Origin of the sequence: Chryseobacterium proteolyticum (assembly GCF_046591535.1) — a bacterium.
Taxonomy (GTDB): domain Bacteria; phylum Bacteroidota; class Bacteroidia; order Flavobacteriales; family Weeksellaceae; genus Chryseobacterium; species Chryseobacterium proteolyticum.
The window spans coordinates 788,268-814,609 of sequence record NZ_JBJLWK010000001.1; the positions used below are offsets into that span (position 1 = coordinate 788,268).

At 36.1% G+C, this 26,342-nt stretch carries 26 protein-coding genes and 2 pseudogenes; 16 read left to right on the plus strand and 12 right to left on the minus strand.

Annotated elements, in window-relative coordinates:
* The first annotated feature begins 202 nt into the window (after window positions 1-202).
* Together ACJ5H0_RS03595 and ACJ5H0_RS03600 are read left to right on the plus strand one after the other, a co-directional pair.
* Complete coding sequence (locus tag ACJ5H0_RS03595; protein WP_411247306.1) at window positions 203-613, plus strand: VOC family protein; 411 nt, start codon at window positions 203-205, stop codon at window positions 611-613.
* A 547-nt stretch (window positions 614-1,160) separates the two neighbouring features.
* Window positions 1,161-1,670 (plus strand): DMT family transporter, encoded by a 510-nt coding sequence (locus ACJ5H0_RS03600; protein WP_411247309.1) that lies wholly within the window; start codon window positions 1,161-1,163, stop codon window positions 1,668-1,670.
* Window positions 1,671-1,741: 71 nt separating this feature from the next.
* Here the strand turns inward: ACJ5H0_RS03600 and ACJ5H0_RS03605 are convergent, their stop codons facing one another.
* Complete coding sequence (locus ACJ5H0_RS03605; RefSeq protein WP_411247311.1) at window positions 1,742-2,347, minus strand: DUF1062 domain-containing protein; 606 nt, start codon at window positions 2,345-2,347, stop codon at window positions 1,742-1,744.
* Window positions 2,348-2,847: 500 nt separating this feature from the next.
* Here ACJ5H0_RS03605 and ACJ5H0_RS03610 point away from each other — a divergent pair, with 500 nt between their 5' ends.
* The 5 genes and pseudogenes from ACJ5H0_RS03610 (at window position 2,848) to ACJ5H0_RS03630 (ending at window position 5,611) form a co-directional block, all read left to right on the plus strand.
* A complete protein-coding gene (locus tag ACJ5H0_RS03610) occupies window positions 2,848-3,177 on the plus strand; it encodes an ArsR/SmtB family transcription factor (protein WP_172282498.1) in 330 nt (109 codons plus the stop codon).
* Between the two features lie 73 nt (window positions 3,178-3,250).
* Complete coding sequence (locus ACJ5H0_RS03615; RefSeq protein WP_411247315.1) at window positions 3,251-3,736, plus strand: SRPBCC domain-containing protein; 486 nt, start codon at window positions 3,251-3,253, stop codon at window positions 3,734-3,736.
* A 158-nt stretch (window positions 3,737-3,894) separates the two neighbouring features.
* Entirely contained in the window at window positions 3,895-4,473 is a 579-nt protein-coding gene (locus tag ACJ5H0_RS03620; RefSeq protein ID WP_411247318.1) for a YdeI/OmpD-associated family protein, read from the plus strand.
* 18 nt (window positions 4,474-4,491) lie between these two features.
* Complete coding sequence (locus ACJ5H0_RS03625) at window positions 4,492-4,905, plus strand: DoxX family protein (protein WP_411247321.1); 414 nt, start codon at window positions 4,492-4,494, stop codon at window positions 4,903-4,905.
* 147 nt (window positions 4,906-5,052) lie between these two features.
* Window positions 5,053-5,611 (plus strand): annotated as a pseudogene (locus tag ACJ5H0_RS03630) (DUF4256 domain-containing protein).
* Between the two features lie 197 nt (window positions 5,612-5,808).
* On the opposite strand, the gene ACJ5H0_RS03635 reads toward ACJ5H0_RS03630, so the two are convergent.
* On the minus strand, window positions 5,809-6,780 hold the full coding sequence (locus ACJ5H0_RS03635) for a hypothetical protein (RefSeq protein ID WP_411247323.1): 972 nt from the start codon (window positions 6,778-6,780) through the stop codon (window positions 5,809-5,811).
* 241 nt (window positions 6,781-7,021) lie between these two features.
* Here ACJ5H0_RS03635 and ACJ5H0_RS03640 point away from each other — a divergent pair, with 241 nt between their 5' ends.
* Complete coding sequence (locus ACJ5H0_RS03640) at window positions 7,022-7,522, plus strand: hypothetical protein (protein WP_411247325.1); 501 nt, start codon at window positions 7,022-7,024, stop codon at window positions 7,520-7,522.
* A gap of 60 nt (window positions 7,523-7,582) precedes the next feature.
* Window positions 7,583-7,912, plus strand: a complete 330-nt coding sequence (locus ACJ5H0_RS03645) for a hypothetical protein (RefSeq protein WP_273648134.1) — start codon at window positions 7,583-7,585, stop codon at window positions 7,910-7,912.
* Window positions 7,913-7,960: 48 nt separating this feature from the next.
* Here ACJ5H0_RS03645 and ACJ5H0_RS03650 read toward each other — a convergent pair whose 3' ends face one another.
* Complete coding sequence (locus ACJ5H0_RS03650) at window positions 7,961-8,992, minus strand: threonine aldolase family protein (RefSeq protein WP_411247328.1); 1,032 nt, start codon at window positions 8,990-8,992, stop codon at window positions 7,961-7,963.
* 85 nt (window positions 8,993-9,077) lie between these two features.
* Between ACJ5H0_RS03650 and ACJ5H0_RS03655 the strand changes: the two genes are divergently transcribed.
* On the plus strand, window positions 9,078-9,731 hold the full coding sequence (locus ACJ5H0_RS03655; protein WP_172282483.1) for a metal-dependent transcriptional regulator: 654 nt from the start codon (window positions 9,078-9,080) through the stop codon (window positions 9,729-9,731).
* Window positions 9,732-9,791: 60 nt separating this feature from the next.
* On the opposite strand, the gene ACJ5H0_RS03660 is transcribed toward ACJ5H0_RS03655, so the two are convergent.
* A complete protein-coding gene (locus ACJ5H0_RS03660; protein WP_411247332.1) occupies window positions 9,792-12,221 on the minus strand; it encodes a TonB-dependent receptor in 2,430 nt (809 codons plus the stop codon).
* 418 nt (window positions 12,222-12,639) lie between these two features.
* Between ACJ5H0_RS03660 and blaIND the strand changes: the two genes are divergently transcribed.
* Window positions 12,640-13,362 (plus strand): IND family subclass B1 metallo-beta-lactamase, encoded by a 723-nt coding sequence (gene blaIND / locus ACJ5H0_RS03665; protein WP_172282479.1) that lies wholly within the window; start codon window positions 12,640-12,642, stop codon window positions 13,360-13,362.
* Between the two features lie 82 nt (window positions 13,363-13,444).
* Here the strand turns inward: blaIND and ACJ5H0_RS03670 are convergent, their stop codons facing one another.
* From ACJ5H0_RS03670 to ACJ5H0_RS03680, 3 genes are read right to left on the minus strand one after another with little or no spacing between them, the layout of a single operon-like run.
* A complete protein-coding gene (locus ACJ5H0_RS03670; protein ID WP_172282477.1) occupies window positions 13,445-14,584 on the minus strand; it encodes a hypothetical protein in 1,140 nt (379 codons plus the stop codon).
* Between the two features lie 26 nt (window positions 14,585-14,610).
* On the minus strand, window positions 14,611-15,513 hold the full coding sequence (locus ACJ5H0_RS03675) for a TssN family type VI secretion system protein (protein ID WP_172282475.1): 903 nt from the start codon (window positions 15,511-15,513) through the stop codon (window positions 14,611-14,613).
* 55 nt (window positions 15,514-15,568) lie between these two features.
* Entirely contained in the window at window positions 15,569-16,510 is a 942-nt protein-coding gene (locus tag ACJ5H0_RS03680; RefSeq protein WP_411247337.1) for a type VI secretion system baseplate subunit TssG, read from the minus strand.
* 317 nt (window positions 16,511-16,827) lie between these two features.
* On the opposite strand from ACJ5H0_RS03680, the gene ACJ5H0_RS03685 reads away from it, so the two are divergent.
* The 5 genes from ACJ5H0_RS03685 to ACJ5H0_RS03705 all read left to right on the plus strand — a co-directional run bounded on the left by ACJ5H0_RS03685 (window position 16,828) and on the right by ACJ5H0_RS03705 (window position 21,164).
* Window positions 16,828-17,619, plus strand: a complete 792-nt coding sequence (locus tag ACJ5H0_RS03685; protein ID WP_273648137.1) for a S1/P1 nuclease — start codon at window positions 16,828-16,830, stop codon at window positions 17,617-17,619.
* Window positions 17,620-17,857: 238 nt separating this feature from the next.
* Entirely contained in the window at window positions 17,858-18,724 is an 867-nt protein-coding gene (locus ACJ5H0_RS03690) for a sigma-70 family RNA polymerase sigma factor (protein WP_055859010.1), read from the plus strand.
* 317 nt (window positions 18,725-19,041) lie between these two features.
* Window positions 19,042-19,635, plus strand: coding sequence for a hypothetical protein (locus ACJ5H0_RS03695; RefSeq protein ID WP_411247341.1), 594 nt, complete (start codon window positions 19,042-19,044; stop codon window positions 19,633-19,635).
* A gap of 23 nt (window positions 19,636-19,658) precedes the next feature.
* Window positions 19,659-20,168 carry a GNAT family N-acetyltransferase gene (locus ACJ5H0_RS03700; protein ID WP_273648139.1) on the plus strand — a complete coding sequence of 170 codons (510 nt, stop codon included), beginning with the start codon at window positions 19,659-19,661 and terminating at the stop codon, window positions 20,166-20,168.
* Window positions 20,169-20,186: 18 nt separating this feature from the next.
* Entirely contained in the window at window positions 20,187-21,164 is a 978-nt protein-coding gene (locus ACJ5H0_RS03705; protein WP_411247346.1) for an FAD-dependent monooxygenase, read from the plus strand.
* A gap of 270 nt (window positions 21,165-21,434) precedes the next feature.
* Here ACJ5H0_RS03705 and ACJ5H0_RS03710 read toward each other — a convergent pair whose 3' ends face one another.
* The 5 genes and pseudogenes from ACJ5H0_RS03710 to ACJ5H0_RS03730 all read right to left on the minus strand — a co-directional run bounded on the left by ACJ5H0_RS03710 (window position 21,435) and on the right by ACJ5H0_RS03730 (window position 26,299).
* Window positions 21,435-21,908 (minus strand): DUF3347 domain-containing protein, encoded by a 474-nt coding sequence (locus tag ACJ5H0_RS03710; RefSeq protein ID WP_345988139.1) that lies wholly within the window; start codon window positions 21,906-21,908, stop codon window positions 21,435-21,437.
* Between the two features lie 111 nt (window positions 21,909-22,019).
* Window positions 22,020-22,397, minus strand: a complete 378-nt coding sequence (locus ACJ5H0_RS03715; RefSeq protein ID WP_411247350.1) for an HYC_CC_PP family protein — start codon at window positions 22,395-22,397, stop codon at window positions 22,020-22,022.
* Between the two features lie 170 nt (window positions 22,398-22,567).
* Window positions 22,568-24,799, minus strand: coding sequence for a TonB-dependent receptor plug domain-containing protein (locus ACJ5H0_RS03720; protein ID WP_172282460.1), 2,232 nt, complete (start codon window positions 24,797-24,799; stop codon window positions 22,568-22,570).
* A 44-nt stretch (window positions 24,800-24,843) separates the two neighbouring features.
* A pseudogene (kdsA, locus tag ACJ5H0_RS03725) lies at window positions 24,844-25,654 on the minus strand (3-deoxy-8-phosphooctulonate synthase).
* A gap of 114 nt (window positions 25,655-25,768) precedes the next feature.
* Window positions 25,769-26,299: a DUF1697 domain-containing protein gene (locus tag ACJ5H0_RS03730; RefSeq protein ID WP_273648143.1), complete on the minus strand. Its 531-nt coding sequence runs from the start codon at window positions 26,297-26,299 to the stop codon at window positions 25,769-25,771.
* Window positions 26,300-26,342 lie beyond the last annotated feature (43 nt).

The following is a 26,342-nucleotide window of genomic DNA, read 5'->3' on the forward strand; positions in this document are numbered from 1 at the left end:
ATACTGGCATATACAATTTAACATAATATAAATTATAGGACTTTTTAAATTCATTCCGAATAGGGGTAATTATCCTTCATACGCTGATCTTTCTGTCATCTTTTCAAATATCCGATTCTCAGCCATTACAAATCTTGCCATATGGCAATGCAGATTCTTTATAAACCCTATACCTTTATCCTAACCAAAAAATAAAATCATTATGAAACCTACAATGATCTGGTCAAATCTGGCCGTAGCCAATCTTGAACGTACCCACAAATTTTATACAGACTTGGGATTTAAACCTAATGGTCCGCACACCTCTGATCAGCTGGTAAGCTTTTTCTTTGGTAACAATGATTTTGTGATCCATTTTTTCCTCAAAAATATCCTGGAGTCCAATCTTAAACCGTTAGAATTCTGCGACACCCAGAAAGTCCATGAGATTGTTTTTACGCTATCTGCAGAAAGCAAAGATCAGGCAGATGACTGGGCTAAAGAAGTTGAAAAAGCCGGTGGCACCATTGTCTCGGCGCCTCAAAGTTTCGGAGATCATTACTATGGATTTGTTTTTTCGGATCCTGACGGCCATACCTTTAATGTATTCCATATGTATTATTCCTGGATTTAATTCTTATATTTGCTGCAATACAATCCAATATGAACCATTCAAGCTGTTTGCCTCCTCCAAGATTTTAATATTTCTAAAGTGTAACTGAAGTATTAACGCTGATAAAATTTTATTGGCTGTTTTCTAATGCTTCAGATTCAATGACTTATTAATTAAAATCTTTGTCTTTACAGAAAGGCAAATTGTCTCATGAAAAAATCATATGTATTATTACATCTGGCCGTTATACTGGCTGGATTTACAGGAATATTCGGAAAACTCATCTCGCTTAACGAAGGTCTTCTGGTCTGGTACCGGCTGTTATTCTCCACTCTCATTTTATTTGTGATTCTCAAATCGCTGAGAATCCCTTATACGATTTCAACCCGGGGAAAATTCCATATAGCCAAAGTTGGAATACTGATTACCTTGCACTGGTTATTTTTTTACGCAAGTATCAAATACGCTAATATCTCCATAGGTGTAGTGTGTTATTGTCTGACCAGTTTTTTTTACTGCCGTATTCAAACCTCTTATCGATAAGGAACGGTTTAAGATTTCCGAGCTGTTGTTAAGTTTATTAACGGTTTTTGGGATCAGTCTGATTTTTCATTTTGATACATCGTATCAATTAGGAATTGGTTTGGGTGTTATTTCATCCGCTATTGGCGCTTTGTATACCATTTTCAACAAGCGCCTGGTTCAACATTATGACACCAAAGTCATTAATTACTACCAGATGCTTAGTGGAACTGTTTGCCTGGGAGCTGTCCTACCGGTTTATCTTTATTTTTTCCCAGTAGAAAGTGTGATTCCCGGAATGAAAGATATCGGTAATCTGATGATCCTGGCTCTTTTTTGTACAGTGGGTCTCTATGTTATATTTGCAGAGGTTTTAAAAAAGATCCCTGCATTTACAGTGAACTTAACCTTCAATCTGGAGCCTGTTTATGCAATTATCATGGCCTTTTTATTCTTTAATGAAAGCAAACAGGTAAATCATTCATTCTATATTGGACTTTCTCTGATCATTACTTCTGTTGTATTACAGACCATCATTTCGATCAGGAAAAAATAATATATACAAAACCCTCTTCCTTTATAGTAAGAGGGTTTTTAAATCAATTTAAATCACAAAATAGTGATAAATTAACTATTATACATGCTTTTCAATCTTGCTCTGTTTATCCGTACTATATCCTTATTCTTAATCTTATGTTTCTTTTGCAGTGGCCCTTGCGGGATATGTATTGCTTCTTCCGTGATCAATTGGTTCAGTTTATTTGTCGAAAGCTGTAAGCATTTTTTTATAACAGATGAAAATTTAAGATTAAAATCAAAAGGATATTTAATTTCAAAGGCTATGATATCATGGTCACCATTCAGAATATCTTCTGCTGAAACCTTTTCATATTCCAGCTCATACCGGACACTCTCAAAATCCAGCTCAACATTATTTTTCCGTGCTGTTTCCCTGGAAAACGCGTAATCCCAGGCTGTCTTTGTACAATTCTCCGAAAACTTATTAAAAAGATTTTTATCTATGTTCTCTGGTTTTATACGGGAAAAAATCGTCATGTTATAGGAGCTCCCACATTTTAAACAGTTGTAAATTAACCATATATCGATATTCTTTTTTTGAGCGTTCATCCTGAATTTCTCGCTGCAATAAAATCTGTCGCTGCTGCAATGACTGCATTTTCTTTTTAAAAAGGGAGTATTCATTATTTTTACCTCCCAAATATATTGTATCATTTAAAGTATGCTTATTATTCTTCATTAATTTTGGGATATCATTTAATAATATTATAGTCTTGATCCATAAGATGATCAGGACACTGTAGAAATAATTCATGCAATTGCCTTTGTAAGCAACCCAATAAATAATATGATTAAATGAAAAACCTGTTCGGGTATAGAATTACCCAAATAAAGAAATAATCAGCCTGTGGTTTGTGAGGCCGATTTTAAGCTACTATAAGTTTAAGAATGGTTCTCAATGATCGTTGATTTGTGATATAAATATAATCAATCTCTTGTAAACAGCGATTATTTGATCGTTTTTTTTATTCGTTACGATTCCTTTTTGAGAATAATATGATTTTTCCTAACCTTTACAACTACCCTGTCTCCAGGCTCAAAGCCGCAATCCAATGCTTTACAAAAGATTTATATAAAACAATTTCAATTTTTTTTTGGAAAACATTTGCGTAGCTAAATAACTTCATATATATTTGTAGTCAAATAACTACACGATGAATTTAAGAAGAGATGTATTCCAGGCAATAGCAGATCCTACCCGAAGATCTATTTTGATGTTGGTGGCGGCCCAATCGATGACCGCAGGAGCCATTGCTTCTAATTTTGATACTGCCCGCCCAACTGTTTCGAAGCATTTACAGATCCTTACGGAATGTGAACTTTTAACCCAGGAACAAAACGGCCGCGAAATGATATACCACCTAAATCCCAATAAAATGAAAGAAATAGCCGATTTTATAGAACCCTTCCGCAAAATGTGGGATGAGAAATTCAACAAGCTGGAAAGCGTGATGAAAGCATATCAAAACATAAGTAGTAAGTAATGGGCAATGAATAATTACACCTAACAACTCTTACTCTCCCCCTCTCAAACACCAAAACCCTCAAACCAAAAACATGGAACTAAAAACAAAAATTCACGCCGAAGACGGCAAGCAGGAAATCTTCATCACCAGGGAATTTGATCTTCCTGTCCATCTTCTCTTTAAAGCCTACACAGAACCCGAATTGGTAGAACAATGGATGGGAACTAAAGTGGTAAAAATGGAAAATAAGCAACATGGCGGCTACCGTTTTGAAACCTCAAACCCGCAGGGCGACGTAATCTTCAGTGCCAACGGAACGATCCATGAGATCATTCCCGATCAGAAAATAATCCGGACCTTTCAAATGGAAAATACACCCTTCCCCGCTCAGATCGAGTTTTTAGAGTTTGAAAAATTAACTGACACAACCAGCAAAATCACCATCCAAACCATCTATAAATCGGTAGACTTCAGGGACCAGCACCTGAAATTACCATTTGCCCAGGGAATCAATATGGCCCATAATCGACTTCAGGAAGTGGTTAAGGGAATTGAGAAATTAGAGGTTAGAGGTTAGAGGTTAGAGGTTAGAGGTTAGAGCAAAAATAATCATTTCACTTTTTAGCCCCAAAATTCGGATCCTGCAAACCCCACCCTCACACACTCACACACTCAAACCCTCCCACCCTCAAACCCTAAAACTCTCCCACTCCAAACCCTATAACACAAAACACCATGAATCCAAAAACAGACTTTTTCTTTAACGAACCCGGCCAATGGCAAAAAGAATTTAAAAAGTTAAGAACCATTGCTTTAAGTACCGAACTTGTAGAAGATTTAAAATGGGGATGTCCCTGTTATACCTATGAAGGAAAAAATATTTTTTTGATCCACGGGTTCAAAGACTATTGCGCCCTACTCTTTTTTAAAGGTGCTTTAATGAAGGATCCTGATAAACTCCTGATCCAACAGACAGAAAATGTAAAGGCCGCAAGACAAATCCGCTTTACAGATCTGGAACAGATTAATGACCTTGAAAAAATTCTTCGGGAATACATGTTTGAGGCTGTTGAAATTGAAGAATCGGGAATTAAAGTTGAAATGAAAAAAACTAAAGAATTCGAAATGGTGGAAGAATTTCAACAGAAGCTGGATAAAGATCCTGTTTTAAAACAAGCCTTTGAAGCCTTAACACCGGGAAGACAAAGGGCCTACCTACTCCATTTTTCCTCTGCTAAACAAAGTAAAACCCGTGAATCAAGAATTGAAAAATGCATTCCTCAAATTCTTGACGGTAAAGGAATTAACGACTAATCACAAAAAAATTATACTATGGAAACACAATCAAACAAATCCGAAAAAAGAAATAAGATCATCTATTGGATATTTACCCTTTGGCTGGCATTGGGAATGATATCAACCGCCGCGGTTCAGCTTTTAAAAAATAAAGATGAAGTGGAAAACTTTACCAGCCTTGGATATCCGGCTTACCTCATGACCATTATCGGAGTATGGAAAATCCTGGGTGTCATAGCCGTACTTATTCCTAAGTATCCTTTATTAAAAGAATGGGCTTATGCAGGATTTTTCTTCGTGATGTCAGGAGCTATTATTTCCCATCTTGCTTCAGATCACAATTCAAGTAAAATTTTTGCTTCACTATTGCTTTTGGTACTTACTCTGATTTCATATTACTTCAGACCTGCTGACCGAAAAGTTGGATTTGGTAATAATAATGTATTGTAAGTTTTTTAATCTGATTGAAAATATCTGCATGATCAGTTAGACAAAAATTTTAAAAAATACACCTAAAACACATATAATCAGTAACTTCATAAATACGTGTTATACGAAATCACATCCCATTAAAGAATAACAAAAAATCAAATTAATATGAATAAGAAAAAATTAACTTCACAACAGAGTCAGGAGCTTTTAAAAATTCTGAAGACGCGTTTTGAAAAAAAATACCGGCCGCCACAAAGGCCTTGACTGGAGTAAGATCCAGACCAGGCTTGAAGCACAACCTGAAAAATTATGGTCACTTTCTGAAATGGAAGATACTGAAGGAGAGCCTGATGTCATCGGTTACGATAAAAAATCCGATGAATACATTTTTGTCGACTGCTCTCCGGAAAGTCCAAAACGAAGAAGCTTATGTTACGATTACCAGGCCTGGGAATCCCGTAAAGCCAATAAGCCGGAAAGTAACGCCATCGACAAAGCGTCAGAAATGGGAATCGAGTTACTAACTGAAGAACAATACCGCCAACTTCAGGAATTAGGAAAGTTTGATCTGAAAACATCCAGCTGGGTAAAGACACCTCCTGAAATTCGTGAATTGGGAGGCGCCATCTTCTGCGACCGCCGGTACAATACGGTTTTCATGTATCACAACGGTGCAGATTCATACTACGCTGCAAGAGGGTTTCGTGGGAGTTTGAGAGTTTGAGAGTATTAGGGTTGTAGAATACTGGGTTGGTATGAGGTTGTTTGATTTGGTAGGTGGTTCTAGATATCGTTAAGGTTGAGAGTATTTATTTTGTAATAACTCTCAACTTTCAACTCTTAACTTAACTTTACATCTTGAACCTTATTGCAGCTCTCAGACCCTCTAACCCTCAAACACAAATACAACTCCCCTCCCCCTCAGTCTTCAACTTTCAATTCCCTTATCCACGGTGTTTCCACGCTCCAAAAGATAATATCCACACCCAGATAGTTCCCGGCATATTCTACAAACTCTTCTTTTGTGAAAGGTTTCTTTGTTTTTGGATTTTTATACGTGAGTGTTGGCTCCTGGACTGCCATTGCAACTAAAGAAAGTTGTCCTTTATACTGATTAAAGAAGGGATAGGAATTTTTCATCTGGGCTTTTTTGTTGGGAACAATATCAGGACCGCCTAAACCCACATTATTTTCTTTGGCAAATTTAAATAGCCTGGACATATATTGATGATCATTTTCCCATTCACATGGAAAGAAATTGACATACTGCAAAACGTTGGACTTTTTGAATACCTCTTTTGCAAACTTTAGATTATCGATCTCTGCCTGAAAATACCGGTCACAGCTGAAACCGGTTTTATCTTTTTTCATCTCAATGTCTATAGATGTTTCCGGTAAATTAATACCTTGAATTCTTCCGTCAAATTTTTCAGCTAAAGCGCCCATGAGCTTTTGAAATCTTTTTTGAACTTCGGGATTCCATTGTTGGGTGACCCAACCATTTCCAACAGGCTTATTTTCACCAGGGTTATCATATTGCGGAACCAATCCTCCTTTATATTCCTTATCCTTTAATATATAATCCGGAACGTATCGGGCTTCGGGTTCAAAAAAGCGGTCCTGAAGCTGGATAAACAACTTTCTATCGAGTTGGCTTAGGAAATTGAGATCATTTTCAATCCGGGAAAAATCATAAACATCTTTTTCTTTTTCCAAAGATTTCCAATTATACACAATTTGAACTCCTCCGATCTCTTTGTTTCTTATCTTTTTTTCCAGATCATGAAGATCACCTGAAGAAGTATAAATATAATTTTGAGGTTTTTGAGATTTGAAAGAACTTGCTCCAAAGAAAATGAAAGCAAGACAAAATATTTTAAAACTTTTTATCATATCCGATTTTTATTATCCATTTATAAGCACTTTTTATGCCTAAATGAGTTTTTGATATACGGGAAAATATCCGGGAAAGTTTTTTTTAAGCGATTCTCGGCAATTAGGAAAAATTTGATATACACAAGTATTTCGGGGACTTTTTTTTTAATAAATTTTATTTCCATTAAATATATCTTTGATTTAAATAGTTTGGTTAATTTAGCAAAATCGAAATTTGATTTAATATAATTCTAAGGATATGAAAAAATTAATTATGTTGGGTTCATTATCATTCTTTTTAATGAATTGCAATAAAAAACCAGAACCTGTAACTCCAAAAGTGGAAACCGATTCTGTTGCAGTTGAAGAGCCGGTGGTTGATACATTAGGAACAAAGTCATTTTGCTATTTAGGAGTAATTGGTAAAGACAGTGTTTTTGCATCTATTGATGATAATCTGGGAACCATCTCAGGTAAATTAGCTTATAAAAACAGCGAAAAGGACAGTTCTAAAGGAGATATAACAGGCTTTAAATCAGGAGATACATTAAAACTCACTTATGAATTCCAGTCGGAAGGTACTAAAAGTAAACGCGATATTTTCTTTATTCAGAAAGACAATATATTAATTGAAGGAATTGGAGACCATAAAGAAGAAGGCGGGCAAAGTAAGTATGCCGACGAAAAGAAAGTTGCTTACAAAGATGGGCCGAAAATGAATGTTGCTGATTGTGCGCTTGTATCCAAAGCATTAAAATAAGACACAGCTTCTTGCATCACATTAGCGCCTTTCCAAGAATACAAACCAAAATCATGTTCTATGCAGACACTTCAATTCAGGCCTTTTTCACAGTCCGAATTTATTGAAGATTTAAGGAGAATATTTCCTCAATATAAAATTCAGACAAGTTTTGGAACATTACAGGTTCGTACAAGCGGTTTTACTCTTACCGGAAATGTAAAAATAACGACCAATCCGGGAATAGGTACCGTTACTACACAAACCAACAGTGATATCCCTCTATTTTATTTTATCTTCTCTTTTCCGATCGCTATTTATATCAGAATGAAAAAAGATAAAATAAAACATCTTGAAGATGAAGTGGTTGCGGGTATAAAGCGTATACTTAGGCAAGATCCCCACGGTTAATCAGCCGTGACACAAACTAAAAAAACAGCCATATGGCTGTTTTTTTAGTTATGACTCTCTGTTAATAATTTCAATAAAATCATTGATGCCTTCGTCAGGAGTATTCCAAGAAGTAATCAACCGGATTGCAGAATACTGGTCATCGATCTTTTTCCAGATGTAAAACTCAAATTTTTGAGATAAAATATCGATAAGCTCATTACTCAAAATAGGAAATATCTGATTGGTATAAGTCACGGATAAAAAGGCAGTTCCTTTTTCCTGTAGGGCATTTTTTATTTTCATCGCCTGCCGATTCGCATGTCTGGCCAGATCAAAGTACAGATCATCTTTCATCAGTTCCAGAAATTGGATTCCAAGCAACCTTCCTTTTGCCAGCAAAGCCCCTTTCTGTTTGATATTGAACCCAAAATCTTCCTGAAGAACAGGATTATTGATCACAATTGCCTCCCCTATCAGAGCTCCGTTTTTAGTTCCTCCCAGATAAAAAACATCAGTCAGCCGGGCTACGTTTTCAAGACTCAGGTCACTTACTTCTGCCGTTAAACCATGTCCAAGCCTTGCTCCATCCATAAAAAGATACAAGCTTCTTTCTTTGCAAAATGCGGAAAGATCCTCCAGTTCTCGGGTGGTGTAAATAGTTCCTAATTCTGTTGAGTTGGAAATATAAACCAATTTAGGCATCACCTGATGCGGAACATTGGTATGGCTTTCCAAAACCGTTATGATATCTTCCGGTGTTAATTTCCCGTCTGCTTTTTCAATGCCTAGAATCTTATGGCCTGTAGCTTCAATAGCTCCGGTCTCATTATTTAAAACATGACCTGTAGAAGCAGAAATTACAGCCTGATAGGGTTTTAAAATAGATGAAATAACGATCAGGTTAGCTTGCGTTCCGCCTGAAACGAAATAAATTTCTGAATCTTTTTTTCCTATTTTTTCTCTGATCAGTTGTTTAGCTTCTAAAGAAAAAAGGTCTTCCCCGTAACCGGCTTCCTGCTCGAGATTAGAACGTAAAAGTGCTTGTAGAATATTGGGATGACATCCCTCTGAATAATCGTTTTTGAATGAAAATTTCATAGATCAAAATTAAAAAAATTGAAGACAACAAGCGCAACATTTCCACAATATTTTGTTAGATTTGTAGGTAAAATCGTCTAACATTTTGAAAACAACATTAACAGAAGAAAATTATCTGAAGGCTTTGTTTCATTTGGTTGATAATGAAGGGAAAGTAACGATTAACGAACTGAGTAAATTTTTAAATGTAAAAATGCCCAGCGTTAATAACATGATGAAAAAATTTGCAGAAAAAAGCTGGGTTGTTTATGAAACCTACAAACCTCTCCGAGTTACCGAAAAAGGAAGGCGGGAAGCAGCTTTGGTAGTGCGTAAACATAGGTTGACGGAGATGTTTCTGGTGAAAAAAATGAACTTTGGCTGGGAAAATGTGCATGAAATTGCAGAACAATTGGAACACGTACACTCCCAGATCTTTTTTGATAAAATGGATGAAATTCTGGATCATCCGAAATTCGATCCCCATGGAGAGCCTATTCCCGATAAAGATGGAAATATTATTGCTCAGGATCTGCAGAAGCTGAGCAATTGCGAAGTCGGTGAAACCGTAGTTTTTGCATCCGTTACACTCTCGGATGATGCTTTCTTAAGCTATCTCACGGAGAGAAAGTTATTACTGAATACAAAGATAAAGATCATTAAAATTGAGAGTTTCGATAAATCCGTAACAATTGAAATCGAAGGAAAAAAAGAAATTCTAAGTAAAAAAGCGACGGAGAAAATACTGGTAAAAAAGTAAATCCTAAGTATAACACAAATAAGGTGGCATGGAAAAAATCCGGCCACCTTTTTTATATCCTTAAAAAGGAACAATAAGTTTTAAAGATACATTCCTTCCCATATTATAAATATTGCCTAAATACTTCAAACGGCTAAGATGCGACTGATAGGCACGGTCAAAAACATTATTCACCTGAAACTGGAGGACTGCGGAATGATTTTCCGAATAGTTGATAGCCATGGACGTTCCTATATTACATAAGGTATAGTCAGATGTTGCAGTTTCAGTACCATTGAGGTTAAGGTATCTGTTCTGCGCAGCTGAATATTCTATTTCTGCCATTGGAGTAATCGAAGAAATAATTGTGGAACCTGTAGCTATTTTCTGGGATATATTGCCTGATAATCTCAGCGGAGAGATCAATGGAAGATATTCGCCGTTGATTCCCTGGTTTTTAAACATCTTTTCCCGGTTGAATCCATAAATAACCGAAAAACTGGTTTCAAAATTAAATCCCTTCCACTTCTCAGGATGAAGAGAAAGCCATGCTTCCATACCATAAAGTTGGGCAGAAGCCTGCTGATATTGGTAGGTTTTGTTTCCCTGGGAATCGACGAGAGGATTTCCCTGACTGTCTATAAGCAATGAAAGATATATATAATTCTGAATATTATTGTTAAACAAACTCACGTCTGCAGAAAAATCTTTAAAGCGTGTACTGACTCCCAAGTCTTCCTGTAATGAAAACTCCGGATCAAAATTCCTGTTTCCTTTGTAAATAATATGAGCTCCCGGATCCAATCCATTGGAACCTATTTCTGTGATATTAGGAGCTCTGTAGCTTCTTCCGATATTTGCTTTAAGACTGATGTGCTTCGTTAACTGAAACGCTGATCCTATGCTGGCAGATAGTCCGCCGAATGTTTTATGATACAAGGGAAATCGAAGTTCGGCACTGGCAGATGATGATGGGACGTGTTCTTCAAATTGGGTGATAGGATTTGTTCCTATATAAAAGTCACTCCATCGAATATTCCGAAGATCATACCGCGCACCACCACTGATGTTGAGTCTTTTGTATTTCCATTTTACATAAGCATAAACTCCTTCCTCCTGCAGATCATAGTCCGGAATAGGAAAATCAGTTGCTGATTTATTTGTATTATTCTGCATCATACCATTCACTCCGGCAGAAATTTCAAAAGACGAAAATTTTGGAAAATTATAGCGTACCCCATAATTTAACGTGTTGAGTCGTACATACATCCCGGCCTGGGAGGGAAATGTAGGATGATTGTATTCACGGCGGATATTTTGTTGTAATGCCAGCTGGATATCCAGATCACCTTTTCCCAACTGTTCGGTATGTTGAGCATATAGCCTGTAATGCTGAATTCTCTGGTGTAATGGAGAAAGAGCATAAGAGTTAAGCTCTTTTTCCGGCACAATAGGTCTCTTTTCCATATCATCATCATCTCCCTCTCCTTCCTGATAAGTAAATTTTCCGGTTTTTGGATCTCGACTACCATCCGGTATTCCCTGGAGATTATCATATAATGTAAAATTGATCTTAGAAAAACGGGTGTCTGTTTTATATCCTAATAAAAAAGACAAGTTCTTTTCTTCAAAATTGGTATTGTAGACCCTTCCATCAATAGAATTTCTAAAGTTTTTAGCTATTCGGTAAGAGCCGGTTAAGGCTGCTATAAAAGAGTTCTTTTTGTATCCCACCTGCATTCCGTTCCCGATAAGATTATTATTTCCCTGGTATTCACTTGTTATTTTACCATGTACTACTCCATCATCCAGATTTGGAATATAGGGAAAAAGACTTACAACGCCGGCCAATGCATCAGAACCAAACATCAGGCTTGCAGGGCCTTTTATAACTTCAGCCCTTTCAATCATATAGGGACCGATCTCTATACCATGCTCATCTCCCCACTGCTGACCTTCCTGGCGTACCCCGTCATACAAAGTCAAAACCCGGTTATAACCCAATCCCCTGATAAAAGGTTTGGAAACATTCGGTCCCGTTTCTACCACACTCATTCCCGGTGCAGATTTTACAAGGGCACTTATGATATTGGTAGCTACCGATTTTTCAATCTGTTTAGAAGAAATACTGATCACTGCAACAGGATTTTCCTTAATTAAAGTTTCTTTTGAAACCCCTGTAATAACCACTTCATCAATTGTATTGCTATTACGTAACAATAAAATATCCGGAATAGACGTAGAAGCTTTCTCTACAAAAATGTCCTGCTGCACTTCCTCATACCCTTTCGCCTTAATAACAAGCTGATAACTACCCGGAACCAGATTTTTCATAATGTAGTTACCGGTTTTGTCGGCTACCGTCTTTTCTTTTGTTCCTTTGAGTATTACTTCGGTATTCGGAAAGTCTCCGTTTTCATAAAGTACCCTTCCTTTTAATTGTGCATTTTGGGCACCTACTATAGAAATAGTAAAAATACCGGATGCTGACAGCATAAATCTGAAATTCATATACATTGTATTAAACCATGATCATCAAAGGCTATGGCTAAACATTAAAAAGCCTATTCGTGAACAAAGGCAAAAGTATAAAAATTTTAATTAATGCAACAATGTTGCTTTAATTATTTATCATATTCTTCTCATTACTCTGGAATCCTACCTGAAAGTAACAAAGTTAATTTCACAGACGAAGTGAAAATGGTTTTTCAAAACCACTACGGAGATTTCACAACATTATCATGCAGATAAATTTGCGAGCAAGTATTTACCTCATACAGAATGATGGTGACTGATAATCGTTAAAAAAGGGTTAAACCTTCTTCAGCAAATGGTCAATATTTTTATTTTAATTAGGTTTGCAAATCTTTCTGCTTCAACTTTTATTCTTCTTAAAAGCAGTATCATTAAATTATTATTCTAAAAAATTATGAAAAAAAGAAGTCAGTTTCTGATTATTTCCATTGTGTTTCTAAGCCAGTTCATCCATGCCCAGGTAAGAGATTTTGTAATAGAACCACCTATTAAGCCCAATTTGTATATCTACAAAACTTTTGGAGTATTTGGAGGCAAGGAATATTCTACCAACGCAGTATATCTTATTACTAAAAAAGGAGTCGTTTTATTTGATGTTCCATGGCAGAAAACACAGTATCAAAGCCTGATAGATACAATACAAAAGCGTCATAATCTACCTGTTATTGCTGTATTTGCCACCCATTCCCATGAGGACAGAGCAGGAGATCTCAGTTTTTATAATAACAAAGGCATCAAGACCTATGCTACGGAAAAAACTAACGAAATCTTAAAGAAGAATGGAAAAGCAACCTCTACTGAAATTATAAAAACAGGAAAACCCTATCGCATTGGAGGAGAAGAGTTTATCGTTGATTTTCTTGGAGAGGGACACACTGCAGATAATGTAGTGGTATGGTTCCCCAAATACCATATATTAGATGGAGGATGTCTGGTAAAAAGCAGAATGGCAGCAGATTTAGGATATACCGGAGAAGCTAATGTAAAAGCGTGGCCTCAGACAATGGCAAAATTAAAATCCAGGTATGCCGGAGCAACGATGGTTATTCCGGGACATGATGAATGGAAAGGTGGAGGTCATGTAGAACATACAATAGATCTCCTGAATAAAAAATAGCAAAAGCCCAGGCAAGTTGCCTGGGCTTGTTTCATCAAAAAAAATCCCGTAAAACGGGATTTTAATATTTAATATGGATCAATTAATCCAATACGCTCCATCCTCTTTTCGGATTAGCATTATTGGAAACTTCCTGTTCATTAACGATGATATTTTCTTTTCTCTGACCGATATAATCAAGTTCACTTAATTTAGAGAAAATAATTTCAAGACTTCTAAGCATCTGCTGGATATAAAGCAAAGGCTCACCACAATTGTGATGATCATAATTGGTTTCAGCAACAATAGAAAGCTGATTCAATAACGTATGAGGGGCAATTTCACTCCATTCCAAACTGTAATTCAGCATTTCTTCCAGCTCGGCAGGAACCAGAACCTGGGTAGAATTATAAAGACGAAGCGCCAGCTTTGCGAAAGAATCAATTAAAAATACCGGTGGTTGCCAGGGAATCACATTTCTGAACTGAAAATACATATCCCCGAACGTATTGATCATAGCATTACACAAAAACTTAACGTTTTGTGCCAGTGCCGTATTCTGATTTTTATGAGAAGCTTTCTGAATGATCTTGAACGCATACTGCTGTAGATTTCCAATAGATTTAGCAAAACTGCCATAGTAATCAATAAGAACAGGATGGCTCTGAATAGAAGTACATGGCGGAATAAAATTGGAATTAACCTGGGCAATATTACCTTTAAGATCAACCTTTCCCACGATCAGATAATTTCCTCCGGAATAGCTGCTGTTGAGCGAAGTTACAGGAAGAAGTTCAATATGGTAATTCGGCTGGGCATTTGGGTGTCTTGGAGGGATCTCTTCAGGATCGATATCTCCAAAAGGTACTTTATCAAATGGATTTACTGAAATCAGAATATAATATTCTCCATCAGCCTGTTCTTCATTCATGGACTTCGCCAATGATTTTACGCTTACCCTCCTGTCCGACAGCTCCATTCTGTATCCGGCCAGTGTTACAGCACTGCAACGTTTGATAACCAGCTGTACATCATTCGTCGCGGTATTGTGAACATCAAAAATGGTTTTATCTGTAAATTCATTTGAGATAGGAAGAAGCCCGTAATTATAAGGAGTGATTCCCAATGAATTGGAATCCCTGATGGTATCAATTAAAAAATTATCCTGATCATTCAGGTGTCTCTGGGAAACTTTCATCCCGTCAACCCAATTGATTGCAAAATGTTTAATAGGCTGTATCATATTAAATACTTTTAAATTTTGTGTGGTTATGATTTTCTTGTTATTCCTTCTTCTTCATGCTGAATAACCCTCTTACAAATTACGACTTCGTTTTCAGAAATCCCGTTTGTATTAATATCCTGGTTAAAATCAATATATTTTCTAAAGCTGAAAAATGATTTTTTAGTATAAAAGATCCAGTAATAAGATTCTCTGTCTGCATCCGTAAGGTGAATGATCGATTTAGGATTTTTGTGATTGTAGTCATCCACTACCCTATAAAACCAGTCTCCAAATGTTACTCCGGTTGGCAAAGTCTTAGCCTTAATTCTGAACCTGTTGGAATCTTCTAAGTTTTTACTCAATTCCACATTCAATACCATAAGTCTATCAAAATCCGCGCCTTCAAAATCCGGAAGCCTCTGCTCTGGAGAATAACGCCATGTTTTATAAATATCCACCGGAATACTGATAAACTGAACATAGCAATAGTGAAACACCATCGGAACAAGAAATATGATAACACTCGTTGCAGACATTACCGCATTACCGGTTCCCACACTCATCCATTTGAACAGCAATACAAAAAGATATCCTCCGAAAGCAATACACGTTAATGAAAGTATGGACTCAAATAAAATGCTCATCGGCAATGAGTCAATGTGTTTTTTGAAATATTTATCCAATAGATTAACATGGATAATTCCAAAAATAAGGTAAATGATTTGTGCTATAAGATACCAATACGGGTTAAATAGATTTCCGGCAAACCCAAAAAAGCCGGGCAAAGCCAAACATAAACTGCATAGCAGCACATAAATAATAATGACCTTAATTTTAATTGCAGGTTTATTTCTTCTGATTACACCGAGTATAACCATCATGATTACTGCTATTAAAGGCATTAAAATATATCTTAAAAAGATTCCCTTTACTGAAGAAATTTCCATTGGTTGTTTTTCAAATTTATAATGTATTGGTGCTTGTAAATATAGCTAAATTATTTTACAGAAATGTAGAGTATCCAAGGCGGTTTGCATTTCTTTCATCATCTTCCAGCTTAAATGAATATTCCTGTTTTTCGGTGATAAAATTTTCCACTACATCTACCGTTACAGGAAGAAAATAATCGTATAACGCCTGGAGAACTTTTCTGAATGGATTTCCGGGAATATACATTTTCATTTTTTCGTACGGAATGGGTCCTATATTCACAACCCAGTTACGCTGTCCGTCCATATGCCTGCCACTGGGAATATAAGTAACTCCCAATCGAGAATTCCCTAAAAGCATAGAGTCGTCATTTTCCTCTATATCCTCGATAACATTAGGAGTGAAGGTAACTTCTACCGGTACCTGAAGGAAGGCGGTCAGGCATCTTTCAAACCACCTTTTATCTCCACGGATGTTATGGAAAAAAGGTAAAATATGCATAAAGATATAGGCATTCTTTGTATCCAGATGTCTTACAATAGGCCACAGGTCACTGATCGTTTCAAGCAGTGTATCGGTATCGCTTGATACATCAAAGTCAAACTCCTTAGACAGAGCACTGATTTCGGTAAAAAAGATTTCTAATTCAAATGGGCGAAAAAATTTGCGCGCGTCTTCCTCAATCCTTTTTTGTTTGCGGATCTCCTTAACAACGCTTTCTACATTCTTTCTTGAGGTGCTTAATGAAGGAGGATGAAACAAACCTTCCGGAAGATAGTCGTATATCCCTTCCCTGTAAGTTTCTATCGTAAATACTTCTTCATCAAATCCCAGATAATTACTTGAAATACTTTTGATATCTTTAAGATAAGCCCTGTCATTGATGCCGATACGGTCAATGAAAATATTGCTTACACTCCTGTGATATTTCAAAAGATTGACGGCTACAGACTCTGCTTTAAAATCTGTCTGCAGCTTATTGTAATGCATATCTACAATATTATTCTCATACATAGTGTTTCCTGTGATTATGGCCTGTAAAGATAATATATCTCATCGCAATGAAAAAAAAATATTATTCAATTTTTATATTTCTACGACAATACTATCGATAACAGCAGTAAAAATATAAAAATTTTGTATAATCAAAGCGGGTTCCGGATAAAAAATATAAAATAAAAGAATACGTAGCTACCTGTTAATTGGAACATGGTTTAATCCATGAATATGATTAAATTTTATTAACCTTATTATAATAATAAGAAATTCACTTTTTTACGCCTTATTACCAAAAGCTAAGTTATCTTTGCAGATTGAAAATGTTATTTACAATGAAAAGTATTTATTCTAAAATTTTAATTTTAGCATTCATTTCCTCTTCTCTTTATTCATTTGCGTGGGGATTAACGGGACACAGAATTATTGCAGAAATCGCAGAGAATCATCTTTCCGGAAAGGCAAGAAGAGAAATCAGAAAAATTATGGGCAAGGAACGCCTGGCCTATTGGGCTAACTGGCCGGACTTTATTAAATCGGATACAACAGGGGTATGGAAGCAGGCTTCAGCATGGCATTATGTAAATATTGATCCGCAGACTGATTTTAAAACCTTTGAGCAAAATTTAAAAGCACAGGCGGGACCAAGCCTTTATTCTCAGGTAAATACGTTATCTGCACAGGTAAAAGATGAAAAAACCCCTGAGAAAGATAGAAAAATTGCACTGATTTTCCTGATCCATATTATGGGAGATTTAGCACAGCCTTTACACGTTGGAAGAGCGGAAGATCTGGGAGGCAACAAGATTAATGTTACTTATTTCGGAGAAAAAACCAACCTGCACTCTGTCTGGGACGGAAAATTGGTTGATTCCCAAAAATACAGCTATACAGAATATTCAAGATTACTGGATATCAAATCAAAGGATGAAGTGAAACAAATTCAGTACGGGACATTAGAAGACTGGTTGTACGATTCGCATAAAATTGCCAATAAAATATATGCGCAAACACCGGATGGATCCAAATTATCATTTGACTACCAGTATAAGTTTAACGATACTCTGGAAAGACAACTTCTTTACGGAGGTTTAAGACTGGCCAAATTGTTGAACGACCTGTTTTAATAAGATTGATCGTGATAGAACTCAGGGTTGTATGTTGAATTATATTTTTGTTCAACATCTAACCTCTAAAGTGTGATTCTAAAAATTTCAACGATTAAAAAGATAGGGCGAAACTTCGGTTTCGCCTTTTTGTTTGCGCAAAATTCAGTTTATGTTTAAAAAAAAATTAAAACTGGTGTAACCTTTTGACCTCTTCAAGCGTATAATATATAGTAACTCTAGTTTGAGGATAAAATAAATGAGACAGTTAAAAATTACTAAGCAGGTAACCAACAGGGAAACTGCTTCATTAGACAAGTATTTGCAGGAAATTGGTAAGGTAGAATTGATTACTGCAGACGAAGAAGTAGATTTGGCACAAAAAATACGTGCAGGTGACAGAGCCGCACTGGAGAAATTAATCAAAGCCAACCTTCGTTTCGTAGTTTCTGTATCTAAACAATACCAAAACCAGGGACTTTCTTTACCCGATTTGATCAATGAAGGTAATTTAGGATTAATGAAAGCTGCAAAAAGATATGATGAGACCAGAGGTTTCAAATTTATCTCTTACGCAGTTTGGTGGATTCGTCAATCAATTTTACAGGCTTTGGCAGAACAGTCAAGGATTGTAAGATTGCCACTAAACAAGATTGGCTCAATTAACAAAATCAATAAAGCATACGCTCACCTTGAACAGGAAAATGAAAGACCACCTTCTCCGGAAGAATTGGCTGAAGTTCTTGATATGAGCGAAGAGGATATTAAAGAATCTATGAAAAACTCCGGTAGACACCTGTCTATGGATGCACCTTTAGTAGAAGGTGAAGATTCTAATCTTTACGATGTATTGCGTTCCGGAGAATCTCCAAGCCCGGATAAAGATTTAATGCTTGAATCTCTTCAAATTGAAATTGAAAGAGCATTGAACACTTTAACTCCAAGAGAAGCGGATCTTGTAAGATTATACTTCGGATTAAACGGAAAACATCCAATGACTTTAGAAGAAATTGGTGAGACTTTTGACCTGACGAGAGAAAGAGTTCGTCAGATCAAAGAAAAGGCGATCAAGAGACTAAAACATAATACAAGAAGTAAGATTTTAAAATCTTACCTGGGTAAATAATTTAGCCTAAACAATTAGCAGCGGAGTTTGATTTTCAGACTCCGCTTTTTTTATCTTTGTATTTATGATCGAGATTTTTTTAATCTCAATCAAAAGCCGGCGAAAGCCTCAGGATAAAAGGCTACTTCAACCGCGGAATTTTAAATCAGGACTTTAAAATTTTCATAAATTTTAAAAATAAAGGATTTGATATCAATTCCATTTTATAAATTCAATGTTTGTAACAATACAAAATATATATTCAACTAATCAAATTAAATAATCAGATCTTCGGAAAAATTCTGTAGTCAACAAATATCAACTGAAAAAAACAACACATGAAAAAAATACTTTACATCATATCCCTTGTTGCCTTACTAATCTCCTGCAAAGAAAATAATTCGGAGAATGCACCTATTGCAGATAATTTAGTGGATCATGCAGAATCTTCTGTTTCAGGATCTTTTAAAAGTGGTCGGGGTGGTGATATGATCGACCAGATTTACTCTGAATTGATTAAGAGTGACAACAATCTGAAAGTACTGGATGATAAAATAAACGATGCCAACAGGGAAGCCATTCAAGTTATTTTTAAGTATAAAGAAATCCTTGACAAATCTGAATCATACTACCATGATGCTCAGTACCATACTGATGCAATAAGCGATTCCATTCTGAAAAACGAACTAACCAAATCTATCAAAGCAAGCTCTGATCAATATTCTTTAAAGGTCAAAAACATAAAGGATCTTATTAGTCAGATCGATGTCAATGAAAAGAAAATGAATGATCTTTACACCGCTTTTAAGATCAGAAAGACACTTCCTGAAATTGAAAAATACCAGCAGGCTCATCCTCTGAAAACAGACCAACTGAACATATTCATTAATAAGCAAAATACGCTATTAAAGGAGCTGAAAAACCTGAAATAATTCAGAATACAATAAAAATCCAAATGATGCAATATACCACTCAATGGCTTACTGATAAAAGCCGGATTAAAGAACTTGTTGACTTTTTTATTACCCATAAAACAAAGTCATACATTTCACATGGAGAAATAATTTCAGGAAGAGCAGAAAGTTCGGAAGAATGGAGTGCTGATCTTGAATCCATTCTAACAGAGCAGTTTAACAGTGATTTTAATGCTGGAAGTCCTTCTGCATCAACGGTCAGGATTTTAATTGCAGAAAACGCTGAAAAAGAAATCATTGGGATGCTGGTTTTTAATGTGATTTACAGTGGTTTTAAAAATTATGCAGTGCTAGAAGACATGCTCTTAGATCAGTCTTACCGCGGGCAATCTATCGGAAGTACCCTCCTGGAAAGTGCGATCGAAGAATCCGGTAAGTGGAATATCAGCTTTCTCCTTTTGGAAAGTGGTATTGATAATAAAGGAGCTCATCATTTTTTTGAAAAATATGGTTTTAGAAAAGTTTCCGAAAATTATATTTTAACCCTGTAAGCAGATAATCAAGCTGATATGAATTCAATTTCAATTATCGGAGCCGGAATCGGAGGTCTCACCCTTGGCAATATCCTTAAACAACATCAGCTGGATGTTACATTATATGAGTCAGCTCCTGAAATTAAGCCAGTGGGATCAGGAATTATGATGGCCATGAATGCGATGAAGGTATTTGAACAACTAAATCTAAAAGAAAAAGTTGAAAATGCAGGGAATAAAATTCATGGGATCTCTATTACTGACGGTTCATTTCGATCTATTTCAAGAACACATAGTTCAGATCTTGAAAGAAAGTTGAATGTCTCCAATGTAGCCATTCATAGGGCGGAGCTGCAAAAAATCCTTGCTGAAAACATAGGTTTCGAAAACATTCAGCTAAGTCATAATCTACAAAGTATAGAAAAAAATGATAACTATACGTTACACTTTGAAAACAGAACAGCCGTAGAAAGCATGGTTGTTTTTGGAGCGGATGGAATAAAATCCAAAGTTAGGAATCAGATCTTAAAAACAGGAACCATCAGAAATACAGGACAAAAGTGCTGGCGGGGCATCGTTAACTACGATCTCCCGGAAGAGTACCATCATGAAGCTCTGGAAATGTGGGGAAAAGGTAAACGTTTCGGTTTTGTAAAGATGTCAGCTACAAAAGTATATTGGTATGCCGTAATAAGTGATAAAAGCTTTAAACCGGATATTGATCTCTGTTCTGTTTTCAGTGATTTCAATCCATTGGTAACAAAAATCCTACAAGCAACTTCTCCCGGGGATATCATTTTAAATGATATTACAGACCTCTCTCCCATACCTGAATGGTATTCTGACAATTTATGCCTGATAGGTGATGCCGCGCACGCAACAACTCCTAATATGGGGCAGGGTGCATGCCAGGCCATAGAAGATGCTTATATCATCGGAAAATTGCTCGTAGAGAATAAAGATTTTAACCGGGTCTTCGAAAATTTTCAAAAAAATAAGGAGAAAAAAAAGTAGACTATGTTGTCAATACCAGCCGGATGATTGGAAAAATATCTCTGTGGAAATATGGCACAGGATTCAGGAACTTTTTAATGAGGCAAATCCCTGAAAGTACCAATAAAAAACTGATTGAAAAACTGGTATATCTGGAGCTATAACCATTATAGAGTCAACAATCTTCTTCCGCTAAGTCAGTAAACAGAATAAAAAAAAATGTATAGCTTTAATTAAATTACACTTTAAATAAAACTATACAATCAATTATCTTAAAGACAGTTAAGGTCTTTATTTAATTTCCGACTTTACACTCCCACATGAAAGCATTTTACTTCCGTAGTAAGGATTTACAACCTGCTTTTCATTACTTAGCCAGCTTCCGTCAGCCATAGGACAATACATTACAAAAACAGGTTTTCCGGATAGTTTGAACTGCTTTGTCAGCGCGATCATATCTTTTGAAAGATTCAGAAAGGCCTCTCTTTGGGTATCTATACTTTTGGTTCCGGAAATAGTACCGGCATTCTTTTTCAGGGCAGACAAATGAGTTGATGAAATAACTTTAGGATCTATTGCAGCAGCTGTCTTAACGAATTCTGCGGCGGCTTTTGATGTTTTATCAGCATCGTCCGTTGTTAAAGCTGTTTTAACAGAAATATAATCCTGGTATAATTTTGAAACCTGAGGGTTGGATTGTGACTGTGCAGATAAAGACAGTACTGAGAATATAGAAAGTACTGCTGTAATGATATACTTTTTCATTGTTTTAAATTTAGAATTGAAAATTTTAATATTAATAAGGTCCTGGAATATCACAAATGGTGATAATCATCTTGTTCATCCAATAAAAACCATTGGACGAAAGATTAAATTTTAAATTCTGAAATTACAATGTTCAATAAAAATAGGAACTGAACTCCTCTCAGGTGGTGGATTGACAGTGGTTTGCGAAAATTTTTCAGCTGAAAAAGATTGGTCTGCATAAAAAGTTTCGTCACTTTGAAGCCTTGGAATCGCTTTCAGTAATTTGATTTTCAAAAAATCTGACTTTTGCGAATCATCAACTTTTAAAACCTTAATTTCTGTCTTGCAGCAGTCCTTTTTGGACTTAACACCACATTTAGAGCATATGTCATCGGTTTTCCGGCTTACAGAAACCAGCTCTTCCATACAATAATGCACCCTAAAAACAGCTCCGGAAGAAAATCCGAAGTAGAAAATAGAAAACACTATGGCCAGAATCTTTTTCATATGTTGAAGCAAAGGTAAAAATATCTTTGATTTTGTTGTTATAAAATTATGTAACGTTGTTATAAAATTCGGGAAATAAAAAGCTTCTGAAATCTTCAGAAGCTTTTTTATATTTTATCTATTTCAGATTAACCGTTTTTAATGATCAGACGGTCATCTCAGGGAAAATCTTATTTAAGCTTAAATTCAAGTTTTACATTGAAAAATCTTCCGGTCAGACGTACCGGTACCGGATACATCAGATTGGTATTCGCGTCGGTAATCCATTGATTGGCTACCGTATTCCGAATGTTAAATGCATTGAATACCTGTACTCCTAAAGTAAGCTCCTCAAAATTACCCCAGAAACCATATGTCTGTTTTTTATCTTTTGAATCAATGAATACTTTGGATAGTCCTATATCCACTCTTTTATAAGATGGTAAGGTACTCTGATATCTATAAGGGGCATTCACGTCTGGTGCACCGTTCTGATCCAATATGATTGGCGATCCTGTCGGTAATCCCATTGCATAGGTTAAAGTAAGATTTACTCTCATTGAAGGAAATTGAGGCATATAATCCTGATAGAACATCGCAAATCTTAACCTCTGATCGGTAGGTCGGGGAATATTCCCTCTCCCATCGATATTTTCATATACCCTCGCATAACTTGCAGACAGCCATGAATCAATTCCGGGAACAAATTCTCCGAATAACCTGGCATCAAGCCCATAGGCATATCCGGAAGCATTATTTTTCCCTGAATAACGGATCCTTACATTATCCATGTAGTATGGAATAAGATCATCCATCTTTTTATAATAAGCTTCTGTAGTCAATTTAAACGGACGATCATACATCTGGAACTCATAATCATTTGCCAGAATCAACTGTATGGAACGCTGGGATTTGATGGTGTTATTGAAATTCCCATCCAGATCCTTAATCTCTTTGTAAAAAGGTGCCTGATAGTATATCCCTCCCGAAAGCCTGAATAACATATCCGTATCCCAGTCAGGTTTTACAGCAAACTGAACGCGGGGCGAGAAAATGGTTTCATTATTAAAGCTCCAATGGGCAACCCTTGCTCCGGCGTTGATGAAAACCTTATTGGTTCCCCAATAAAATTTCTGGGAATACTGTGCATAGGCAGATAACCGTGTGGGCTCAATAGCATTCTGCCCTGCTATTCTGTATAATAATTTAAGATCTCCCGGTGTTCCGAATCTTGGATCATCTATAGGTCTTGGGATACTGTAGCCGGCAGAGTCAATTAATTTCCATTCATTGGTAAGATCCTTGAGGTTTTCTTTTTCATATTTAAACCCTACTTCGATATCAGTATTCACATTCGGAGAAAAACGTCCTCTGAACTGAGCTCCGTAGGTTCTTACGAAAAGATCATTCCTTGCATGGTCTATCTGTCCTCCAGTATCATAGGTCGTTATAGGTGCTCCGGTGATCGGATCAAATGTTTGTAATATATATTGGGATTGAATAGAATAATATTCTCGCTCCCTGTTTTGATAGGCAAAAGCATCTAATGTAAACCTCCACTTTTCCGATGGCTTGAAATTCATCGAAAGTGTTCCCATCATGTTTTTATACTGGTCATTTTCTTTTCCTGCATAAAAAACAGTCAGATTAAGAGGCCTCTGGAGCGTTCCGAAATCCACACTCCTTTCTTTAGGAATCATTTCATAATCATTCTTGGAATAATATCCTACAAATGAAAGGCTAAGCTTAGGATTGAAATGATAATTGATATACGATTGAAAATCCCAATAGGTAGGATTAAAATTGGTATCTTCTTTCAAGGTATTCAGAACCAGATTGGTATTTCTATACCGGCCGGAAAATAAAGCAGTCAGCTTTTTATTTTTTGAAGCCAGACCGGTCGTTAGTCTGCCTCCGATCAAACTTGCTTCCCCGGACAGTTCAAATTTCTCAGGTTCCCGGTAATAAATATTCAGTGCAGAGGACATCTTATCTCCATATCGGGGTTCAAAACCTCCTGCAGAAAAATTAACTGTTGAAACCATATCGGGATTGATGATACTTAACCCTTCCTGTTGAGAGTTTCTGATCAAAAAGGGCCTGTAGATTTCAATATCATTAATATAGATAAGGTTTTCATCATAGTTTCCACCACGAACCATATATTGTGAAGAAAGCTCTGTATTGGAGTTTACGGAAGGTAAGGTTTTCAGAATTCCTTCTATTCCTCCCGAAATACTTGCAACATTCTTAGCATCTTTGGCTGAGATTTTTACAGTACTGAGATCACTGGTTTTACCAACGACTTTTTTCTGGAACACAACTTCCTCAATATCTCTGTATTTTGCAGTATCCTTCTTTTTTGTCTGAGAGAACACTAACATGGGAACCATAAGGCTCAGCGGTAAAACTAGTTTTTTCAAAAGAAATGTTTTAAGAATTTCTAAAATTAAGTATTTTTTAACAATTACAAAATCGATTCTCTAATTCTTGTTAATTTTTGTAACAAATCTTCTAATAAATCCAGCCTTAACATATTAGCTCCATCAGATAACGCCGTTTCCGGTGTAGGATGTGTTTCTATGAAAAGTCCATCCGCCCCTACTGCAATTCCAGCTTTTGCAATTGTTTCAATCAGGTCTGGTCTTCCTCCAGTAACTCCTGAATTCTGATTAGGCTGTTGTAAAGAATGGGTAACATCCAGAATAACAGGGGCATATTGCCTCATAGTAGGAATCCCTCTGTAGTCAACGATAAGGTCTGTATAGCCGAAAGAATTTCCTCTTTCAATAATTGCTACTTTCTGATTATCGGAATCTGTTATTTTCTGAACAGCGAATTTCATAGATTCCGGAGACAGGAACTGTCCTTTTTTCAGGGTCACACATTTTCCGGTTTTCGCTGCTGCCACCAAAAGATCCGTCTGACGGACTAAAAATGCGGGAATCTGTAAAATATCTACATACTGGGCAGCCAAAGCTGCATGCTCATTTTCATGAATATCTGTTGTTGTAGGAATATTAAAAGTTTCCCCAACTTTTTTTTAGAATTTCAAGAGACTTTTCTTCCCCGATCGTAGTAAAGGAATCTACTCTACTTCTGTTGGCTTTCTTGAAGCTTCCTTTAAAAATATATGGTATATTATATTTGTTGGTAATTTCTATTACTTTTTCAGCAATCCTCAATGCCATGTCTTCGCCTTCGATGATACAAGGTCCTGCTGTAAGAAAAAAGTTTTTTGAATCTTTGTGATGGATATTATCTAAATACTGAATCATTTTATTATAATTAAAAAGTTCAGTAAAAATACTTATAATGTTTCAGAATCCGAAATTATTTAAAGCCTTAATATTACTGGAATTTCAAGGTCTTTTTCCAAAACATTAATAATATTAAGACTCCATCTTCTTAAGAATTTTCTCAAAAGTATTAATATTTCTACTGGTAAACTGGTCTTTCATACTTTTCTTTCCCAGAATTTTCCCGAAGCTGGAGTCTAATGTATTCCCCTTAGGAACCTGCCAGTAAAAAATATCATTGATAATCTCACCCTTCTCATTTTCAGCTTTGGAAGACAATTCAAATTCTTTCATTAAAATAGCTTCTACACCTTCATTTCCTATAAAAGTATAGCTATGAAAATCTTCGTTTTTTTCAAAGGGATTTCCGTTCCAGAAGTTTTCAATTTCAGCACCAGACCTGATAAAAAGAAAAGCATCATAAGAAAAATGTTCAGACATTGCTGCTTCCAGAATTTTTTTAAGATCTGCCACATTCTTATCGGAAGAAAAAACAATATTTCCGGAAGCCAGAATAGAGCTTACGTTTTTCATTCCGGCTTTTTCAAAGACTTTACAAACATCGGCCATTTTCATGTTCGTTCCTTTTACATTCACACCTCGAAGAAAAGCACAGTATTTCATAGTTTTAGTTTTTTAAGGTTTGATTATTACAGGTTTGTCAAAG

Coding starts and splice junctions, on each gene's coding strand:
- ACJ5H0_RS03640 (WP_411247325.1), top strand. CDS start 7,022: ATGAAAAAATTAATTATGTTGGGTTCATTATCATTCTTTTTAATGAAT.
- ACJ5H0_RS03685 (WP_273648137.1), top strand. CDS start 16,828: ATGAAAAGTATTTATTCTAAAATTTTAATTTTAGCATTCATTTCCTCT.
- ACJ5H0_RS03705 (WP_411247346.1), top strand. CDS start 20,187: ATGAATTCAATTTCAATTATCGGAGCCGGAATCGGAGGTCTCACCCTT.
- ACJ5H0_RS03635 (WP_411247323.1), bottom strand. CDS start 6,780: ATGATAAAAAGTTTTAAAATATTTTGTCTTGCTTTCATTTTCTTTGGA.
- ACJ5H0_RS03700 (WP_273648139.1), top strand. CDS start 19,659: ATGATGCAATATACCACTCAATGGCTTACTGATAAAAGCCGGATTAAA.
- ACJ5H0_RS03650 (WP_411247328.1), bottom strand. CDS start 8,992: ATGAAATTTTCATTCAAAAACGATTATTCAGAGGGATGTCATCCCAAT.
- ACJ5H0_RS03695 (WP_411247341.1), top strand. CDS start 19,042: ATGAAAAAAATACTTTACATCATATCCCTTGTTGCCTTACTAATCTCC.
- ACJ5H0_RS03690 (WP_055859010.1), top strand. CDS start 17,858: ATGAGACAGTTAAAAATTACTAAGCAGGTAACCAACAGGGAAACTGCT.
- ACJ5H0_RS03730 (WP_273648143.1), bottom strand. CDS start 26,299: ATGAAATACTGTGCTTTTCTTCGAGGTGTGAATGTAAAAGGAACGAAC.
- ACJ5H0_RS03610 (WP_172282498.1), top strand. CDS start 2,848: ATGAATTTAAGAAGAGATGTATTCCAGGCAATAGCAGATCCTACCCGA.
- blaIND (WP_172282479.1), top strand. CDS start 12,640: ATGAAAAAAAGAAGTCAGTTTCTGATTATTTCCATTGTGTTTCTAAGC.
- ACJ5H0_RS03615 (WP_411247315.1), top strand. CDS start 3,251: ATGGAACTAAAAACAAAAATTCACGCCGAAGACGGCAAGCAGGAAATC.
- ACJ5H0_RS03620 (WP_411247318.1), top strand. CDS start 3,895: ATGAATCCAAAAACAGACTTTTTCTTTAACGAACCCGGCCAATGGCAA.
- ACJ5H0_RS03605 (WP_411247311.1), bottom strand. CDS start 2,347: ATGATACAATATATTTGGGAGGTAAAAATAATGAATACTCCCTTTTTA.
- ACJ5H0_RS03710 (WP_345988139.1), bottom strand. CDS start 21,908: ATGAAAAAGTATATCATTACAGCAGTACTTTCTATATTCTCAGTACTG.
- ACJ5H0_RS03595 (WP_411247306.1), top strand. CDS start 203: ATGAAACCTACAATGATCTGGTCAAATCTGGCCGTAGCCAATCTTGAA.
- ACJ5H0_RS03645 (WP_273648134.1), top strand. CDS start 7,583: ATGCAGACACTTCAATTCAGGCCTTTTTCACAGTCCGAATTTATTGAA.
- ACJ5H0_RS03670 (WP_172282477.1), bottom strand. CDS start 14,584: ATGATACAGCCTATTAAACATTTTGCAATCAATTGGGTTGACGGGATG.
- ACJ5H0_RS03625 (WP_411247321.1), top strand. CDS start 4,492: ATGGAAACACAATCAAACAAATCCGAAAAAAGAAATAAGATCATCTAT.
- ACJ5H0_RS03715 (WP_411247350.1), bottom strand. CDS start 22,397: ATGAAAAAGATTCTGGCCATAGTGTTTTCTATTTTCTACTTCGGATTT.
- ACJ5H0_RS03660 (WP_411247332.1), bottom strand. CDS start 12,221: ATGAATTTCAGATTTATGCTGTCAGCATCCGGTATTTTTACTATTTCT.
- ACJ5H0_RS03675 (WP_172282475.1), bottom strand. CDS start 15,513: ATGGAAATTTCTTCAGTAAAGGGAATCTTTTTAAGATATATTTTAATG.
- ACJ5H0_RS03680 (WP_411247337.1), bottom strand. CDS start 16,510: ATGTATGAGAATAATATTGTAGATATGCATTACAATAAGCTGCAGACA.